Here is a 17,674-nt window from a genome sequence, read left to right as displayed (position 1 = left end):
TTCCCGGTCTCTTTTTTTATCAGACACTGCGGCTCAGATAGATCTTGTTGCCGCCATGCGGATTGCGCACGAAGCCGCGTTTGGCCAGCCAGGCGATGCCGGCTTTGTCCTGCTCCGGCCGCTGGATTTCGATGGCGACCAGATCAAGACTGCGGGCATGGAAGGCGGCGCAGTCGAGCAGCCAGGCCCCCAGGCCCTGTTTGCGGGCCTCTTCCGCCACCACCAGCCGGCTGATCAGCAGGCTGCTCTGCAACGGCAGCAGTACCATGAAGCCATCGATAGCGGTGCGCCACTCGGCGACAAAGAGGTTTTCCTCTTTTTGCAGGGCAGCAAGATCGAGGGTTGCTGCATCGGCCAGACTGGTGCGGGCGATCTCGCCCAGACGTGACAGGTCGTTGCGATCTGCCGCGCGCAGGCGATGCTCGATCCGGTTGCTCACCGGCATAGGCCAATCCCGGGAAGGCGGGCTGTTATCATGGGGAAAGCTTCGGCTGTGACGCCCGGACTGTCAACGGCAGGACTGTAACCTTTGCAGGGCACGCGGCCGCTGAAAGTCTATGGGGCGCCTTTGATATCGACCGCCGCGATAATCGGCCCGACGCCGTCATTGCTCAGCGTCTGCAGCATTACAACAACGCCCTGGCGGCTCCAGTCGGTGCCGCTCAGGTCTGGCACGTCGTAGCTGGCGCTCTGGCCTTTCCAGCGGCCAAGATCACCCCAGGCGCGGGCGACATTGAGATAGTTCAGCGTGCGACCGCTATTTTCGCCACGTTCAATGGAGACTTCATGCTTGGTATCATACCGGCACAGCACCAGTTTGGCCTCGCCCTGCCAGTGGGGCAGCGGCCCGACCTGCACCTGCCATGCCCCGGTTGTCTTGTTGCGCTCCGCACGCATCGACACCTGCTGCTGTTGCTTGCGCGCCTTGGCAATCGCATAGGCGACTGCGTCGCGGTCGGAGCCGACCACGGCATACTGGCCATTAATCACCACCTGCGGCGTATAGACTTCGCGCTTGCCGGAATTGCGCGCGTAATCCTGCTGGCGCACGGCGTGGCCCTTGCGGCTCAGCGTGTCTTTCCAGCCGAGGTAATCCCAGTAATCGACATGCAGCGAGATCGGGATGACGCCGGGCTGCTTCAGCCAGTCCTGCATCAGGGCATCGGCCGGCGGGCAGGAGTTGCAGCCCTGGCTGGTGAACAGCTCCAGTATCACAGGTTGCGGCGCCGCCTGGTTCTGCGCGAAAGCCGGTGTCATCAGCCCCAGCAGCAGCACAAGGGCCGGCAGCAACGCGGGCATGCGGCATGGTGAAATCATCGTCATGGAGGTGAACCTAGGCATGCTGCCAGCCTACGACTACTCACGTTGCGGTGAAAGCGGCAAGGCGTTGATCCAGCAGGCTGTCAGGCAGGGGCATGAGGCGTGCCGCATGGGTCCAGACCAGTGCCGCCTGCACGGATCGTCCCGGAAACACCTGCTGCAACAGGCCGCGATACAGGGCCATCTGGTCCAGATAGGCCAGGTCGACATCCTGCACGGAGACCGGCGGCGGCCGGTTTGTCTTGTAATCGACGACGAGCACCGCGACATCGGTGACCAGCAGACGGTCAACCTGTCCGGTGACCAGCCGTTGCCCGATCCGTCCGGCCAGCGGCACTTCCGCCCGCGCGCCGGGCTGGAATACCCCGGCAAAGGTGGGATCGCGCAGCAAGGTCATGGTCTCGCCGAGCAGACCGGCCTGGCTGGCGATATCCAGACCATGGCCGGGATGGGCCAGGAAGCGTCGGGCGGCTGTTTCCCGCTCGGCCTCAGGCAGGTCTGGCAGGGTCTGCAGCAGGCGGTGAATTAATCGGCCCCTTGCGAGGCCGGCCAGGCGGTCGGGCGTTGTCGGACTCAGCGGGGCCGGATCGGGTCGGCTGGGCTGCGATGGGCTCAATGGCCGGGGTGGGATCGGCTCCGGTGGTGGCGGGGCTTGCAGCCAGGTGGGCGCAGCGGGCGGTGCGGCGGCGGCGGCCGTTGGCCTGGCGGTAGCCCGGCTGTCCGGATTGGTTTCATAACGCCGTGCTTCATCGCCCCATGGCAGGGAGACAATCTGCTGCGGCACCAGCCGGTCGAAGCCAGCCGACACCAGGTCATACCAGCTGCCCTGCGGCGGGCCCTTTTCGGCATTGCGGCTACCGAGATAGCCGCAGACATACAACCGGTCGCGGGCACGGGTCAGCGCGACATAGAGCAGGCGACGGTATTCCGCCATCTGCTCGGCATTGCGCAGGCTGCGCAGGCCGGCGGTGATCGCAGTGTCATTTTCCTTGCGCATCGGCCAGTAGAGCTGCGGCACGGCGCGTGCCGCAGCGGGGCCCGTCACGCTGCTTACCGGTGGAACCGGTGCCTCGCCCCAGAGCAGGCCGCTGCTGCTCTGGTCCTGCGGCAGATCGCAGCTATCGGGCAGGATGACGATGGGGGCTTCCAGGCCCTTGGCACCATGCACGGTCAGCACGCGCACTTCGTTGCGGCCCTGATCAAGATCGCGCTTCACTTCGCCGGCATGGCGTGGGAACCAGCTCAGGAATCCCTGCAGGCTTGGCGCGGCTTCGCGTTCATAGGATAGCGCGGCGGCGAGAAACTCATCGATCGGCTCGTTGGCCTGTGGTCCCAGCCGCGCCACCAGTCGCCGCCGTCCGCCGCCAGCGCCCAGCAGTTCGGCATAGAGTGCAAATGGCGGCACCAGATCGGCACGGGCCAGCCAGCGATGCAGCTCCTCGCTGGCGGCTTTCCAGGCCGGAATCTCATCGGCACGGCGCTGCAGTTCATGCCACAGGCGCGGCTGCGTGCGGTTCCAGCACAATGCGAACAGATCGTCTTCGCTGAAATTGAACAGCGGCCCTTTCAGTACGGTGGCAAGCGTCAGATCATCATCTGGCAACAGGCAGAAGGCGCCGAGCGCCAGCAGGTCGAGCACGGCAATCTGTTCGGCCAGTTTCATGCGGTCGGCGCCGGCCACCGGCACGCCGGCGGTCTTCAGGGCCTGTACCATTGCCTCGAAGAATACATTGCGGCGGCGCACCAGGATCATCACATCACCCGGCTGCACGCGGCGCCCCAGGCTTGGCAGTTCCTCAGTGTCCATCCAGCGGCGGATCTGCTGGGCGATCTCGTCAGCAAGGCGGCGGCGTGGGTCTTTGGCGCCGACATAGTCCAGCGGCGCTTCCCAGGGTTCGCTCTGCGTCTTTGGATCGGGCTTGAAGGGCGGCCAGAGTTCGATGCGGCCGGCTTCGTCGCGGCGTTTGGCCTTGTGCTGGAGGATCGTACCTTCCTCGACGACGCCAGGCTTGGCGCTGTCGTCGGTGAAGACCGCGTCCACCAACTGCAGCACGGCGGGAGCGGAGCGGAACGACATTTCCAGCGGCACCGGATGCAACTGTTCGCCCACCGTCTCGGCGCGGCGGCGGAATTCGCTGCGCATGTCGAGGAAGGCCTGCGGGCGCGCACCCTGGAAACTGTAGATCGACTGCTTCACATCGCCGACGGCAAACACGGTGCGGCGCACATCGTCGCGGGCGCCAGTGCCGCTGAAGAATTCCTCAGCCAGCGCCGCCACCACCGACCACTGATCCGGGCTGGTATCCTGTGCCTCATCCACTAGGATATGGTCGATGCCGCGATCCAGCTTGAACATCACCCAGGGCACCTGGCTCGGCTCGACCAGCAGGTCGCGTGCGCGCAGGATCAGGTCGTCGTAATCCAGCAGGCCGCGCGAAAGCTTCAGCGCCGCGTAAGCCTCCAGCAGGGCTTTACCCAGCCGCAGCAGCATGGCGGTCGCTTCGGCGACAGTCAGCTTGTTGAGCTGCTGCTTCAGCGCGATCAGGCGGGTTTGCTCTTCGGCCAGCGTTGCCCCGCAGGCGGGATCGATCTTTTCGACTGTCTTGGTCGCCAGTGTGGCGCGCGGTTTGCCCTCGCCAGTGAAAAATCGGTCGAACCAGGCTTCCTCAAAAGTTTCTGCCGGCGCATCGGCCGCCAGCCAGTCACTCAGCGGCAGGCCGAGCTTTTTATCGTTGGCGCTGCCACTGCAGAGTGCGGCAACAGCCCGGCGCAGGTCGGGCAACGGCATGGCTGCGATATGCTGGCGGATGGCCATCTCGCGGGTGGCATCTGGCGGCAATTCAAGTTGGGCATAGAGCGCCCCGATGGCACCGGCCGCATCGCCATGGGCAGCCAACAGCAGGGCAAGGTCGCGGCGGCGGCCCAGCAGTGCTTTCAGCAGATCGGCAAAGCGACCGTCATCGACACGGGCGGCAAAGAAGCCGATCACCGGCGCGAAACCCGTATCGGTCAGGCTGCTGCCCAGCACCTGGGTCTGCGCTTTGGCGAACAGGTCGGCGGTCACCGCATCATCGGCGACCTTGAAGCCCGGCGGCACCTCGGCCTCGACCGGGAAGCGTTTCAGCAGCGCCTCGCAGAAGGCGTGCACAGTCTGCAGCCGCAAACCGCCGGGGGCCTCCAGGGTGCGGGCAAACAGCCGCCGCGCCGCATCCATGTCGCTGTCGGTGATTTTGCGGCCGAGCAGATCGAACAGGTCGGCCTTCAGGGCTGCGTCGGACAGAGTGGTCCATTTGCCCAGGCGCTCGGTCAGGCGCAGCTGCATCTCGGCGGCGGCAGCCTTGGTGAAGGTGAGGCAGAGAATGCCGCTTGGCCGTGTTCCCATCAACAGCAGGCGGGTGACACGGTCGACAAGCACGCGGGTCTTGCCCGATCCGGCATTGGCTGCCACCCAGGCCGACAGTGTCGGGTCGGCGGCGACGCGCTGGTTGGTCTGATGCGCCTGCAGCTCGGTATCGGAGGTCATGTGTCCTCCCCGCTGCCTTCGGCACGTTCGGCGACACGGGCAAGATGATCGTAGTCGCCGGGGTAATTGACGAATTGCGGTCGCGGGCGCGACAGATAGGGTGTTTTTTCGTCATCGTAGCGCGCGACCCAGCCGCTTAGGCGGGCCAAGGCCTCGCGGGCCAGCTCATCGGCCGGCGGGATCGGCGTGCGACTGGTGCTCTCGATGCGGTGTGCTTCGCCGGGCTCATTGCCGCCGCCTAGACGGATATAAACCAGTTCGGCAATCTCGGCTGCCGAAACATCCTTGAAACCGCCGGCACGCGCGATGGCGGCCTCCAGCGCCAGCTGCGGTGCCAAGCCACTGTTGACCTGTTTTGCGGTCGGCGGTTGGCCGGTCTTGTAATCCAGAATAGCCAGGTCGCCATCGACCTGGTGCCTGTCGATGCGATCGGCCTTGGCTTTCAGTATGAAGGCGCCGGCGGGTGCGGCAAACTCCAACATGCCTTCCTGTTCCAAAAGAACCGGACAGAATCCTTCAACGCGTCGCATGCGTTCGTAGGACAGGAACCAACGCATGGCACGCTCAAAGCGAGGCCACCACAGGGTGGCGATATCCGGCCGCTGCAGCCAGCTGCCGAATTCACTGCGGCCGAGGTCAAGCAGTTCCGCCATTGCGGCCGTATTGTCCGGCAGGGAGTCGCGATGTCGCTGCTGGAACTTCTCCAGCACCGTATGGATTACCTCACCGCGCAGACGGGCATCCGGTGGCTGCTCTGGTGGATCGAGAGATCGCAGGTTGAGAATGCGCCGGGCATAGAGCGCGTAAGGATCGCGGATCCAGGTCTCAATCGCCGTGACATAGAGCTGGCGCGGACGTGCGGCCACCGGTGGCGTGGGTTTCGGCGGATCGACGCGCAGACTCTGCGCCGGTGTATCCAGCTGTTCAGCCCAGGTGAGATACTGCGGCGACGCTGTAGCCTGCCAGCATGCATCGTTTTCCAGCAAGGCTTCCAGCCGCAGCAGCCAGCGGGCGGGCACGGTGGGGGTGCCATCCACCTTGGCCGCACGGCTGAGGATCACATCACTGCCGCTGGCGGCCTGCACGAAATCATGCGCGGTCTGGCCGAGGCGGAATTCCGGTGCGCTCAGGCCGAGTGCCTGGCGCATCGGCCGGCTGAGCCAGGGGTCCTCCTTGGCCTGCGGTGGCCAGGTGCCTTCGTTGAGACCGCCAAGAATGATGCGGTCGGCCTGTTGCAGGCGGGCTTCCAGCAGGCCCCAGATGGAAAGTCGTGGATGCAGCGGTCGGCGCGGCCGTACCACCTGGCCTTCCAGCAGGGCATCCAGCAACCGCGGCCATTCGGCCGGCGTCACAGGGCCGAACTGATCGGCCGCAGCCAAGAGATCGACCACCAGAGCATGCAGGGCCTCGCCAGCATCATGCTGCCACAGCGGCGAAGGCTGTTCGGGCGCCACTGTCAGCGCCTCGGCGGCGATCACCTGCACCTGCAGCAGGGTTTTCAGATCGGTGGCTCGGTGATCGTCGATCAGGGGCTGCGCAATGGCGGCAAGTCGCGCCAATGGGGTCAAAAGCTCGAGGTCATCGCCCAGGTCGGCGGCCAGTGCCTGCAGACCTGCCAGTGGCCGGCTCTTGCGCAACAGCTTGCGTTCGAGGCGACGGGTCCAGCGCAGCAGGTCTTCCCGGTCCATGCCGAGCCGGCAGAAGGGGTGTTTCAGCAACGCCAGCAAGGCAACTGGCGTGAAGTTTTCTGCCACCGCTGTCGCCAGCAGGCGCAGGAAGACGGCTGGTGCTGTCTGGAGCAGCGGCTGGCCGGCAGAGTCATCGACTATGATATCATAGCGCGCCAGTTCCGCCGCAACGCGGCGCGCCAGCATGCGGTCTGGCGTGATCAGGGCCGCCGTGCGGCCCGGTGTTTCCAGTGTCTCGCGCATTGCCAGCGCGATGGCCAGTGCTTCCTCGCGTGGGCCCGGTGCATCGATCCGCTGCAGGCCGGTCAGCGCATCGGCGGCCACTATATCGCCGCGCAGTTCACGCCAGCGATGCGTCTCGCCCGGCGGCAGCAGGGCGGCTGCCAGCAATCGACTGCGCGCGGTTTTTGTGCCATCTCCCGGCCAGTCCAGAACCTCGGCACGCAGGATACCAAGCGTATCGAGAAGTTTGGCCATCGCATGCTGGGGATGAGTCGGCTCGTCATGGGTTGCCGCCCAGGCCGCATCGTCCAACAGGCGATCAAGGCCGGGCAACACCACGCTGCCTTGCGGCAGGCGTGAGATCAGCTTCAGCAATCGCGCAGTGGCAGGAATAGTGCCGGTGGAGCCAGCAGCGATGACAGGATCGTGGGGCGGTGAGGACTGCCAGTGGTCGATCCAGCGTTGGGTGGCGCGCTGGCGCTGTTCGGCGCTGTCGCTGCGCCCCTGTTCGACCTTGATTGCCGGCCAGTTTTCGCGGATGACCTGCAGGAAATCCAACGTCTGCTGCCAGTGGCCGGCGAGTTCCGCCGGTACCAGGTCGGGCAGGCGGTCGAGGCCGACTTCCTCGGTGGCCGCGGTATCCAGCAGATGGCCGAGTTCGCGCGCCAGCCGCAATGCATTGGCGCTGTCTCCGCCAGCGAGCGGCGAGGCCATCACCAGACGCGCCAGCAGCAGGCTGCGCTCCAGCGTGCCAAACGGCAGGGCATGATCGCCGCCTTCACCGATACCGCGCAGATCCAGTTCGTCCTCGTCCACATCGCCGAGCGGGCGGATGGTCGGCAGCAGCAGGGCCTTGCCATTGCCCTGGCGCAGGAAGGCCTCAGTCAGAGCGCGACAGGCGCGCCGCGTCGGCAACAGCACCGTGACGTGCGATAACTGCAGCGGATCGGTACCATGCTGCTGCAGGATTCCCTGCGCCAGCAGGTCAAGGAACGGCCTGCCCGGCGCGATGGTATAGACGGTCGGGCTAGCAGGCGTCGCCATGCAGCATCGCCTCGGCATGGTTCAGGCCTTCATGTGTCCCGACATCCATCCATTGTCCATAGTGGACCAGGCCGTGGAGACGGCCTGCAGCGATGGCGCGGTCATAGAGGATATTCAGCGAAAAGGCCCCGCCGGGTGCGTCGCGGAAGAGTGCCGGTGATACAATCTGCACGCCGGTATAGACATACGGTGCCGTGGCATTGCTGCCGCGCCGCGCCAGGCGGCCATCGGTGCCGAGTGAGAAGTCGCCCGGTCCGCCATGGCCGGTGGCCCGCGCGCGCGGTTGCAGCAGCAGCAGGCCATCCATGGCGGCAGGATCAAAAGTTGCCGCCAGGCGTCGCAGCGCGGTGTCGCCGCCGTCGTCGCGCCAGATTAGGTCGGCATTGACCGAAAAAAAGGGTGCGGTGCCGAGCAAGGGCAGGGCTCTGACGATGCCGCCGCCGGTCTCCAGCAGCAGGTCGCTTTCATCGGAGATCACGATCTCGATATCACGACGGGCTTTCAGATGCGCGCGGATCTGGTCGCCAAGCCAGTGGACATTGACCACGGCGCGTCGCACCCCGGCTTCGGCCAGGCGGTCGAGACAGCGATCCAGCAAGGTGCGCCCGGCTATCGGGATCAGTGGCTTGGGGGTGTGGTCGGTAAGTGGGCGCAGGCGCGTGCCGAGCCCGGCGGCCAGCACCATGGCGATATGCGGAACTGTGCTCATGTCAGGCCCGGCAGCGGTGCTTGGCGCTGCTCCGGCGATACCATGGCATCAAGCCAGTGACGCAGATCGGCCAGTGCCGGATGGGCTAGGTCGCGCTCGACCAGGCTCCACATGCGCGGCATGAAGGCCTGATACTGCGGCTTGCCGTCACGTTTCCACAGCCGGGTGAAGACGCCGAGGATGCGGATGTTGCGCTGAGCGCCGAGAATGGCATAGGCGCGGCGGAAGCTGGCGTCATCCGCGCCGCTGCCGGCGATGTAGCGCTGCAGCATAGCCTCGGCCAGCTCGGGCGGCACGTCACGACGGGCATCTTCCAGCAAGGAGACAAGGTCATAGGCCGGATGGCCGGCAACCGCATCCTGGAAATCGAGCAGGCCGAGCTTTGCTGTGCCCTTGCGCTGCGGCAGCCAGATCAGATTCTCGGCATGGAAGTCGCGCAACACCAGCACGCGGCTTTGCGGCGTTGCATCCATCGCCACTTCCGGGGCCAGGATGTTCCAGAAGAAGCGGAAGGCCTGGCGCAAGGCGGGCGGCGTGTCGCGGCTGGTCAGGGCCGGCAGGTACCAGTCGATGAACAGTTCGGCTTCTGCGGCCAGCCGCGCTTCGTCATAGAGCGCGAGATCGGCCGGAGCGGGGTGGCGATGCAGGTCCAGCAGGAAGTCGATGGTGGCTTCATATAGCATCGCTTCGTCGCTGCCCTGCTTGAGCAGGCGGGCATAGAGATCGTCACCGAGATCTTCCAGCAGCAGAAAGCCATGCTCGACATCCTCGGCCAGCACGCGAGGCGCGCTGTAGCCCAGCCCTTGCAGGTGCCGGGCGATGCGCAGGAAGGGGCGGATATCTTCCTGCGGCGGTGGGGCGTCCATCAATACCGCCGGCTCACCTTTGCGGTTCAGCCGCTCGTATTTGCGGAAAGAGGCATCGCCAGCGAGATTGGAGCGTACAGCATCTCCCCAGCCCGCGCGCTGAAGGAATTCCCTGGAAAGTGCAAGACGGTCAGACATCGGCGCCATAGCTGAAAGCAACAGGAAGGTCGGATAGGCGCGCGGCCCATGTGGTATCGCCGCGCAATTCTGCCTGGCGGGGTCCGGCAGCATCACGGGTAAGCGAGAGCGTCACGGTAAGGGCCGTGGCCGGGGCATGGCTGCCAAGCCGGTCAGGCCATTCGATCAGGGTGATCCCCTCGCGCAGGGCGTCGTCGAGGCCGAGCTCATCCAGTTCGCGCGGATCATTCACGCGATAGAGATCGAAATGCCAGAGCGTGGCCCTGGGTGTGTCATAGGTCAGCACCAGGTTGAAGCTCGGGCTTGGCACTTCGGTGCTTTCTTCGCGGCTCAGATGCCGGATCAGGCCGCGGGCAAAGCAGGTCTTGCCTGCACCCAGCGGGCCATCCAGCAGCAGGGCATCGCCGGGCTGCAGCCGGTCGGCCAGCAGCACTGCCAAAGCGACCGTGGCCGCTTCGTCGGGCAACTGATAGCGGCGAATCATCGGCATGGCTGTCGAGTCTACTGGCGGCTCAGCAGAGCCGCAATCGGGCCGGGTTCTGGCAGGGGATAGCGCGGCAGCAGGATTTCCACCGCCTGGGCACCGTCATTGCCATCCAGCTTCAGCTGGGCGCCATGCAGGTCGAACAGGCCGCGCGCCACCACCAGCGACAGGTCGGCATTCACCCGGCGCTGGTCCGGTGCATCGACCAGGTCGGCAAACAGCTGGCGCGGTTGCACCGGGCTCAGGCCGCCGCTGTGACATTCGACCCGCAGGCCGAGGTGGGATTCATCGTCGGCCGAAAGCTGCAAGGCCACACGGCCACCCTGCGGCGTGCCATCCAGTGCCACGGCCATCACACTGTCGAGTGCCTGCCGCAGGCGCTGGCCGTCACCGATAATCGCCCCACTGCCGTTGCGCGCGGGCAGGTCGAGCACGATGGCACGGCGGTCGGCCAGTTCACGCCACAGCGTCGCATCCTCGCGCCACAGGGTATCGAGCGAAAGTTCGGCGGGCTCCAGGGCCATCTGACCGACCTCGATGGTGGCGATGGCGATAATGTCATCAAGCAGGCGCAACAGGTCGCGCGAGGTGGTCATGATGTCGGCGCAGTATTCTTCCTGCCGCGCATTCATCGGGCCGAGAATGCCCTGAGACAGCACTTCCGTCATGCTGATCAGCGTGCCAAGCGGCGAACGCAGATCATGCGTAATGTTGCTGATGAAGGCAGCATTCATGCGATCGGTCCGTTCCAGCGCTTCATTGCGTTCGCGCAGTGCACGTTCGATACGAATGTTGGCGCTGACGTCCAGATAGGTATAGAGCACGGCGCCATCGGGCAGCGGCACCGAGACATAGTCGATCACTGTGCCATCGCCGCGCTCTAGGCGGCCGCGTGTACCCTTGCGGCTGGCGAAGCTGTCGATCAGGCGTTCGCGCAGCTGCACCCAATCCGGGCCACGCTGCATCAGGGGGCGTGCTGCTTCCATCACTTCAGTGATATGCGGTTGGCGGTTCAGCATGTCGGCATCGATTTGCCAGAGCTGCGAAAAGGCGCGGTTGTAGAGCGACAGGCGCCCGTCCGAGCCATAGACGACAACGGCTTCGTAAAGGTTGTCCAGCGTAGCGCGCTGCACGGCGATCATGGTGTTGGTGGCGCGTTCCAGGGTCAGCTGCCGCGTTACGTCGTCATAGGCGAACAGCAGGCCGCCGGATGGATAGGCGCTGATGACCAGTCGAAGTGTCGAGCCATCGGGCAGGTGAATCAGTTCTTCCGATCTCTCGATGACGGTGGTGAACAGCGAGAGCTGGCTGCGCTTATAGGTCTGCCAGTCGATCTGTTCGGGCAGGCGGCGCTCGGCGCGCAGCTGTTCCAAGACCTCACCAAAGGCCGGACGGGTTTCCAGCCAGGTTTCGTCAAGCTGCCACAGTCGCGCATAGGCACGGTTCCAGATCAGAAGCTTCTTGTCTGGACCATAGATGGCGGTTGCAGTCGAGATGGTGCGCAGCACCTCCATATGGGCTTCCATATGGCGGCGCAACTGGCCGCGGGCATCGGCTTCGGGCGTGATGTCTTGACCGAAGCCAAGGGTGCCTTCGCCGACCGGCAGTTCGAAGATGCGGTAATTCCGGCGGTCACCCTCAGCAACAAAGCGGCGTTCCTGCGATTTCAGGGTGGCGGCGGCCCGGGCCGCCAGCGCCAGATCGCGGGGCTGGTCCAGATCATGGGCCGAGGCCAGTTCCAGACCGCGCTCGACCGCATCCTGTGCCGTGGTTTCTGCCATGAGTGCATAGCGTGCGTTGACCCAGATCAGCCGGCCTTCACCGTCACGGCGCCAGATCGGGAAAGGGGCGGCATCCAGCAGGGTGCTGGCCTGGGCTTCGGCCTGGCGCAGGCGGTCGGTTTCGGCCGTCAGGGTGTCGAGGCGTTGCTGCAGGGCGGTCGATGCCTTGCGCTCGCCGTCGCGGGCAATGGCGGTTGCGGCCATCTCGGCTTCAGCGCGGCGTAGCTGTTCGGCCATGTCGCGCAGGCGTAGAGCCTGCCAGCCGGCCAGGCCAGCCGCAGCAGTGCCGGCCAGTGCCGTCAGCCACAGCAACTCGCTCACGCGGCGGTCTCCGGTATTTCAGGTGTTCTGGCCCCAGACATGGCGCCACTATCGGCCAGCCGAGCCGTGCAAAACAAGGCGTTAAAAACGACAAAGGCCGGCCCAGGATGTTTCCCGGCCCGGCCTTTGCTCATGCGGGGCGATTCGCCCCGATTCATGGATCGCTCAGTAGCGGTAATGATCCGGCTTGAACGGGCCCTTTTCGCCGATGCCGAGATACTTCGACTGCACCGGGGTCAGCTTGGTCAGCTTGGCCCCTACCTTTTCCAGATGCAGGCTGGCGACCTTTTCGTCCAGATGCTTGGGCAGGGTATAGACCTGCTTGTCGTACTTGCCCGGGTTGGTCCAGAGTTCGATCTGCGCCAGTACCTGGTTGGTGAAGGAGGCGCTCATCACGAAGCTCGGATGACCGGTGGCATTGCCCAGGTTCACGAGACGGCCTTCCGACAGCACGATGATGCGCTTCTTGTCGGGGAATTCGACCTCGTCCACCTGCGGCTTCACATTGTGCCACTTCAGGTTCTTCAGCGCGCCGATCTGGATTTCGCTGTCGAAGTGGCCGATGTTGCACACGATGGCGCGATGCTTCATGGCGCGCATGTGTTCGATGGTGATGACGTCCAGATTACCGGTGGCGGTGACGAAGATGTCGCCCTTCGGCGCGGCATCTTCCATGGTCACGACCTCATAGCCTTCCATCGCCGCCTGCAGGGCGCAGATCGGATCGATTTCGGTGACCATAACGCGGCAGCCGGCATTGCGAAGCGAGGCGGCCGAACCCTTGCCCACGTCGCCATAGCCGGCGATGACAGCGATCTTGCCGGCCATCATCACGTCAGTGCCGCGGCGGATGCCGTCGACCAGGCTTTCACGGCAGCCATACAGGTTGTCGAACTTCGACTTGGTCACGCTGTCGTTCACGTTGATCGCCGGGAACAGCAGGCGGCCTTCCTTGGCCATCACATACAGGCGATGCACGCCGGTGGTGGTTTCCTCGGTCACGCCCTTGATCGCGGCGCCCATCTTGGAATACCAGCCGGGCGAGGTCTTTAGCTTTTTGGCGATTGCGGCATAGAGGACGGTCTCTTCCTCATTGGTCGGCTTGGAGATCACCGAGGCGTCCTTCTCGGCCTGCATGCCGAGATGGATGAGCAGGGTGGCGTCGCCGCCGTCATCCAGGATCATGTTCGGTGTGCCGCCATCGGCCCATTCGAAGATCTTGTGGGTGTAGTCCCAGTATTCTTCCAGGGTTTCGCCCTTCACGGCGAAGACCGGGATGCCGGCGGCGGCAATCGCGGCGGCGGCATGGTCCTGGGTCGAATAGATGTTGCACGAAGCCCAGCGGATGTCGGCGCCGAGCGCCTTCAGGGTCTCAATCAGCACGCCGGTCTGGATCGTCATGTGCAGGGAGCCGGCGATGCGGGCCCCCTTCAGCGGCTGGGCCTTGCCGAATTCGGCGCGGGTGGCCATCAGACCGGGCATTTCGGTCTCGGCCATGTCCAGCTCCTTGCGGCCCCAGTCGGCCAGGCCGATGTCCTTAACGATATAATCCGCGCTCATTTCGCAGCTCCAGTGTGGCGAGTTTTAAACTGGGCGCGGATATAGCAGGGCCCAGCCGACCCTGTCCAGCATTATATAAAGAAATCTTTATATAGGTATATAGATTTTAAGGTCTGGCTATTCAGATTCCCCGAATTTGCCCTCCACCAGGGCGATCAGGGCTTCGAGGGCAGCCGCAGCTTCGGCGCCGGAGGCGGTGATATCGATGCTGCTGCCCTGGGTTCCGGCCAGCATCATCAGGCCCATGATGGATTCGCCATTGACGGTCTGACCGTCCTTAGAAACCTGGATCTTGGCCTGGGGAAAGCGCGCCACCACCTGCACGAACTTCGCCGCGGCACGGGCATGCAGGCCCCGCTGGTTGGGAATGGTGACGCTGCGGAGCAGCGGCACGCCATTCGATGCCGCTGCATCCATCAGGCGGATTCTCCGGCCAGCAGCTTGGAGGCGACGTTGATGTATTTGCGGCCGGCTTCCTGGCCGGCGCTGACGGCGCTGGCCAGTTCGGCTTTGCCGCGCACGCTGGCCAGCTTGATCAGCATCGGCAGATTGACGCCGGCGATCACCTCGACCTTGGCCTGGTCCATGATCGAGATGGCGAGATTAGACGGCGTGCCACCAAACATGTCGGTCAGCACGATCACGCCCTTGCCGGCATCGACGGCGGCGACGGCGGCGAGGATATCCTGGCGGCGCTGTTCCATGTCGTCATCCGGGCCAATGCAGACGGCGCGCATGCTCTTCTGCGGTCCGACCACGTGCTCGGTGGCGTTGATGAACTCTTCAGCAAGGCGGCCGTGGGTGACGACGACAATACCGATCATGGGACGCTATCGATTTTGTTGCTGGTCATGGGTCTGGGGATTCCTTAGCGGCTGCGGCTCAAGCGCTGGTGAGATCGCGGTCGCGGTGGCGGATATCGACACGTTGGCTGGTTTCGCGCAAGTGTTTGCCCAGGGCCTCGGCAACCACAACGGAGCGGTGCCGCCCGCCTGTGCAACCGATCGCAATGGTCAGGTAACGCTTGCCCTCGGTGGCATAGCGCGGCACCAGGGTATCGATCATGTCGCGCAGCCGGGCAAAGAAATCGGCATAGCCTGGATCGGCAGTGACATAGTTTGCAACGCCTGGGTCGGTGCCGGTCTGCGGGCGCAGGATTTCATCATAATGCGGATTGCGCAGGAAGCGCACATCGAACACCAGATCCGCCTCGCGTGGCAGGCCAAGTTTGTAGGAAAACGAGAGCACCATGATACTGAGGCCGGGCAAGGCGTCCAGCGCGAATTGCGCGGCCAGAACCTGCCGGAATTCGGGCAATGTGACAGCCGAAGTGTCGATCACAAGGTCAGCCTCGGTCCGCAGGGGCTGCATAAGCCTGCGTTCGGCCGCGATGCCATCGGCAATCGGCCGGTCGGCTGCCAGCGGGTGGCGCCGGCGGGTGGCGGTGAAGCGCTTGAGCAACACCTCGTCCTCGCAGTCGAAATACAGCAGTTGCACGGCAAGGTCCGGGCGCTGCTTCAGCTCCGCCAGCAGGGCGATCAGGCGGTCGGGTTGAAAATCGCGGGTACGGCTGTCGATACCCGCGGCAATCGCACGGCGCGGCTGGCTGCCGGTGTCCGAGTTGCTGTCATCGTCGGGCAAGGTGAGGCGGCGCAACAACGGCATCGGCAGATTATCGACCGCCTCGTAGCCGTAGTCTTCAAGCAGCTTTAGCGCAGTGGTTTTGCCTGCGCCGGAGAGGCCGCTGACGACAACAAAACGGATCGGATCGGCAGCGGCTGTCATCGGTCAGGCTTTGCGCTTGAACGGCGTGACGATGGGGTTTTCCCCAAGACGCAGATCTTCCGGGCGAATTTCCTCGGGCTGGAACAGCGTACCGGCGACGGCGCGCGCCAGTGCCCATTTCACCTTTACCGCGGCGCTGGCCTCGAAGGCGTGTAGCGACAGGCAAGGCAGTTCGATCCTGAGAAAACTTTCAACGCGCGGCTCGGGCAGGCGCGGCACATCCTTGCGCGGCACCAGATCGATCAGCAAGGCCACCGGCATCGGACCAATACAGGCATGCGCAACCGGGCCCAGGCCACGCACTTCCAGCAGGCCGCGCAGCGCCGGCGGCGCGCTGGCGATCAGGCGGCTGCCATCGCGTTGCAGGCACGTCTGGTCATCGGCCACAAGGCCGGCGCCGGCATCAAGCAGGCGGAGTGCAAGATCGGATTTTCCAGCTCCGGACGGACCGCGCAGCAGCACCGCTGCGCCGGCAATCGCCACGCAGCTAGCATGGAGGGTCAGCATGGGCGCGCAGCCTGCCGAGCCATTCCGGCAGAGTCAATACATCCTTATGCAGAGTTGCCTTGGTTAACGGCCCAGGGCCTGCAAGGCCGGGCGGCCTACAACGGCAGGCGAACCGTGAAACGGGCACCGGTCCGACCGTCGTCGCGGTTCTCCGCACGGATTTCGCCGCCGAGCGACTGTACCACCTGGCGGGCGATGGAAAGGCCAAGACCGGAATGCAGGCCGAAGGCTTCACTTGCCGGGCGTTCGCTATAGAAGCGCTCGAAGATCGATTCCAGGTTTTCGGGCGGAATGCCGGGGCCCTCATCGGTGACACTGAACATGATGTGGCGAAGCTCACGCTTCACCACGATGCTGATCGTGCTGCCCGGAGGGCTGAAGGAAATGGCGTTGTCGATCAGGTTTCGGGCCACCTGGCCGATCCGGCCCTCGAAACCCGGTGCCACATAGGGGCCAGGCTCGATCAGTTTCAACTCGATCTGCGGGCCGGTTTCAGCCAGCCGGGCGCTGTAGGTTTCCACCACCGAGCGCAGCATCTCGGCGATATCCAGCGATTGGGCTTCGCTGCGTGCCAGTTCGGCATCCAGCCGCGACGCGCCGGAGATATCGGTGATCAGGCGATCCATGCGGCGCACGTCATCCTGCATCACGGTCAGCAGGCGGGCGCGCAGTTCCGGTTTCTCGGTGCGCAGGAAGGTTTCCATGGCGCTGCGCAGCGAGGTAAGCGGGTTCTTGATCTCATGCGAGACATCGGCGGCAAACTGCTCGATCGAATCCAGCCGCTGCGACAGCGCGGCCGTCATGGCGCGCAACACGCTGGACAGGTCACCGATCTCATCCCGGCGGCCTGAATAGTCCGGCAGCGACAGGTGGGCGATGCGGCCCTTGGCGGCGCGAATGCGCTCGGCGGCTTCTGCCAGACGGTGGATCGGCCGCACGATGGCGCCAGCCAGGTACAGCGAGGCCAGCACGGTGAAGCCAAGCACGGCGGCAAACACCTTGAGCACGCCCAGCCGTTCCTCGCGCACGCGGGCATCCAGCTCGGCGCTATCGACATTCAGCAGCAGGGCGCCCATCACCTTGCGCAGGCCCTGCACCGGCACGGCGACCGACAGCATGATGCGACCGTCGGGCAGGTCGCGCAGCTGATCACCATTTTCGCCGGTCAGTGCGCGGCGCGCTTCCGGATAATCATTGGCATGGGTGAATGGCAGCTCGACGTATTTGGGCAGGTCGAGCGTGGTCATGAACAGGGCATTGACCTTGTCGTAAAGTCCGATCAGCGCGCGTTCCCAAGGCGTGTCGATATTCGGCGGCGGCAGTTGCCGGGTCACCACGCCGCGGCCGGCCGCCAGCAGCAGCCGGCTGTCGGCGATCAACTCGCCCTCAGCATCGAACAGCCGTGCGCGCGCACTTGACTGTGCCGACAGGCGGCGCAGCAGCTGGCGGGCCAATTCCGGTTCCAGCGTGGGGGTGAACTCCGACGGGCTGATGGCGGACTCGCCCAGCGCGCCGGCGATCAGGTCTGCCTCGTAGCGCAAAGCGGTTAGTCGCGTATCGATCAGGCTGAGGCGGAACTGGTCGAGGTAGAAAAAGGCCAGCACCAGCGCGATCGGTGCTGCCAGATTGATCAGCAGGATGCGACGCGTCAGCGGCGACATCAGCCGCCGCCGCGGAGACTGATCGGTCACCGCCCGCTCTCCCTGCTGTGCATCCTGTTACCCCA

The 17,674-nt window shown here is 64.7% G+C and carries 14 protein-coding genes; all 14 read right to left on the bottom strand.

Going from position 1 to position 17,674, the window contains the following annotated elements:
* Window positions 1–19 precede the first annotated feature (19 nt).
* On the bottom strand, window positions 20–445 hold the full coding sequence (locus tag AAG821_RS13750) for a GNAT family N-acetyltransferase (RefSeq protein ID WP_341909893.1): 426 nt from the start codon (window positions 443–445) through the stop codon (window positions 20–22).
* Between the two features lie 110 nt (window positions 446–555).
* The gene (locus AAG821_RS13745; protein ID WP_341909891.1) at window positions 556–1,299 is read right to left on the bottom strand and encodes a DUF1223 domain-containing protein; all 744 of its coding nucleotides are present in this window, start codon (window positions 1,297–1,299) and stop codon (window positions 556–558) included.
* A gap of 61 nt (window positions 1,300–1,360) precedes the next feature.
* Window positions 1,361–4,843: a double-strand break repair helicase AddA gene (gene addA, locus AAG821_RS13740; RefSeq protein ID WP_341909889.1), complete on the bottom strand. Its 3,483-nt coding sequence runs from the start codon at window positions 4,841–4,843 to the stop codon at window positions 1,361–1,363.
* On the bottom strand, window positions 4,840–7,797 hold the full coding sequence (gene addB, locus AAG821_RS13735) for a double-strand break repair protein AddB (protein WP_341909887.1): 2,958 nt from the start codon (window positions 7,795–7,797) through the stop codon (window positions 4,840–4,842). The genes addA and addB overlap by 4 nt, the downstream gene beginning before the upstream one ends.
* Window positions 7,781–8,506: a nucleotidyltransferase family protein gene (locus AAG821_RS13730; protein ID WP_341909885.1), complete on the bottom strand. Its 726-nt coding sequence runs from the start codon at window positions 8,504–8,506 to the stop codon at window positions 7,781–7,783. The genes addB and AAG821_RS13730 overlap by 17 nt, the downstream gene beginning before the upstream one ends.
* Window positions 8,503–9,510: a phosphotransferase gene (locus AAG821_RS13725; RefSeq protein WP_341909883.1), complete on the bottom strand. Its 1,008-nt coding sequence runs from the start codon at window positions 9,508–9,510 to the stop codon at window positions 8,503–8,505. The genes AAG821_RS13730 and AAG821_RS13725 overlap by 4 nt, the downstream gene beginning before the upstream one ends.
* Entirely contained in the window at window positions 9,503–10,000 is a 498-nt protein-coding gene (tsaE, locus tag AAG821_RS13720; RefSeq protein ID WP_341909881.1) for a tRNA (adenosine(37)-N6)-threonylcarbamoyltransferase complex ATPase subunit type 1 TsaE, read from the bottom strand. Before tsaE ends, AAG821_RS13725 begins: the two co-directional genes overlap by 8 nt.
* Window positions 10,001–10,011: 11 nt before the next feature.
* Window positions 10,012–12,096, bottom strand: a complete 2,085-nt coding sequence (locus AAG821_RS13715) for a PAS-domain containing protein (protein WP_341909879.1) — start codon at window positions 12,094–12,096, stop codon at window positions 10,012–10,014.
* Between the two features lie 165 nt (window positions 12,097–12,261).
* Window positions 12,262–13,656, bottom strand: a complete 1,395-nt coding sequence (gene ahcY, locus AAG821_RS13710) for an adenosylhomocysteinase (RefSeq protein ID WP_341909877.1) — start codon at window positions 13,654–13,656, stop codon at window positions 12,262–12,264.
* Between the two features lie 117 nt (window positions 13,657–13,773).
* Entirely contained in the window at window positions 13,774–14,073 is a 300-nt protein-coding gene (locus AAG821_RS13705; protein WP_341909875.1) for an HPr family phosphocarrier protein, read from the bottom strand.
* On the bottom strand, window positions 14,073–14,480 hold the full coding sequence (locus AAG821_RS13700; protein ID WP_341909873.1) for a PTS sugar transporter subunit IIA: 408 nt from the start codon (window positions 14,478–14,480) through the stop codon (window positions 14,073–14,075). The genes AAG821_RS13705 and AAG821_RS13700 overlap by 1 nt, the downstream gene beginning before the upstream one ends.
* 58 nt (window positions 14,481–14,538) lie before the next feature.
* A complete protein-coding gene (rapZ, locus tag AAG821_RS13695) occupies window positions 14,539–15,441 on the bottom strand; it encodes an RNase adapter RapZ (RefSeq protein ID WP_341909871.1) in 903 nt (300 codons plus the stop codon).
* Between the two features lie 3 nt (window positions 15,442–15,444).
* Complete coding sequence (locus AAG821_RS13690; protein WP_341909869.1) at window positions 15,445–15,948, bottom strand: HPr kinase/phosphatase C-terminal domain-containing protein; 504 nt, start codon at window positions 15,946–15,948, stop codon at window positions 15,445–15,447.
* A 95-nt stretch (window positions 15,949–16,043) separates the two neighbouring features.
* Window positions 16,044–17,639, bottom strand: coding sequence for a stimulus-sensing domain-containing protein (locus tag AAG821_RS13685; protein WP_341909867.1), 1,596 nt, complete (start codon window positions 17,637–17,639; stop codon window positions 16,044–16,046).
* Window positions 17,640–17,674: the final 35 nt, after the last annotated feature.

It is taken from the genome of Ferrovibrio terrae (assembly GCF_943372915.1).
In the GTDB taxonomy this organism is placed as follows: domain Bacteria; phylum Pseudomonadota; class Alphaproteobacteria; order Ferrovibrionales; family Ferrovibrionaceae; genus Ferrovibrio; species Ferrovibrio terrae_A.
Note: the sequence above shows the minus strand (reverse complement) of the source record. Positions and strands in the feature narration are given on the sequence as shown.

Excerpts from the sequence above, each read along its gene's own strand:
- AAG821_RS13705 (WP_341909875.1), bottom strand. The coding sequence starts at position 14,073 with ATGGATGCAGCGGCATCGAATGGCGTGCCGCTGCTCCGCAGCGTCACC.
- rapZ (WP_341909871.1), bottom strand. The coding sequence starts at position 15,441 with ATGACAGCCGCTGCCGATCCGATCCGTTTTGTTGTCGTCAGCGGCCTC.
- AAG821_RS13690 (WP_341909869.1), bottom strand. The coding sequence starts at position 15,948 with ATGCTGACCCTCCATGCTAGCTGCGTGGCGATTGCCGGCGCAGCGGTG.
- tsaE (WP_341909881.1), bottom strand. The coding sequence starts at position 10,000 with ATGCCGATGATTCGCCGCTATCAGTTGCCCGACGAAGCGGCCACGGTC.
- AAG821_RS13745 (WP_341909891.1), bottom strand. The coding sequence starts at position 1,299 with ATGCCCGCGTTGCTGCCGGCCCTTGTGCTGCTGCTGGGGCTGATGACA.
- addA (WP_341909889.1), bottom strand. The coding sequence starts at position 4,843 with ATGACCTCCGATACCGAGCTGCAGGCGCATCAGACCAACCAGCGCGTC.
- AAG821_RS13700 (WP_341909873.1), bottom strand. The coding sequence starts at position 14,480 with ATGATCGGTATTGTCGTCGTCACCCACGGCCGCCTTGCTGAAGAGTTC.
- ahcY (WP_341909877.1), bottom strand. The coding sequence starts at position 13,656 with ATGAGCGCGGATTATATCGTTAAGGACATCGGCCTGGCCGACTGGGGC.
- AAG821_RS13730 (WP_341909885.1), bottom strand. The coding sequence starts at position 8,506 with ATGAGCACAGTTCCGCATATCGCCATGGTGCTGGCCGCCGGGCTCGGC.
- addB (WP_341909887.1), bottom strand. The coding sequence starts at position 7,797 with ATGGCGACGCCTGCTAGCCCGACCGTCTATACCATCGCGCCGGGCAGG.
- AAG821_RS13725 (WP_341909883.1), bottom strand. The coding sequence starts at position 9,510 with ATGTCTGACCGTCTTGCACTTTCCAGGGAATTCCTTCAGCGCGCGGGC.
- AAG821_RS13750 (WP_341909893.1), bottom strand. The coding sequence starts at position 445 with ATGCCGGTGAGCAACCGGATCGAGCATCGCCTGCGCGCGGCAGATCGC.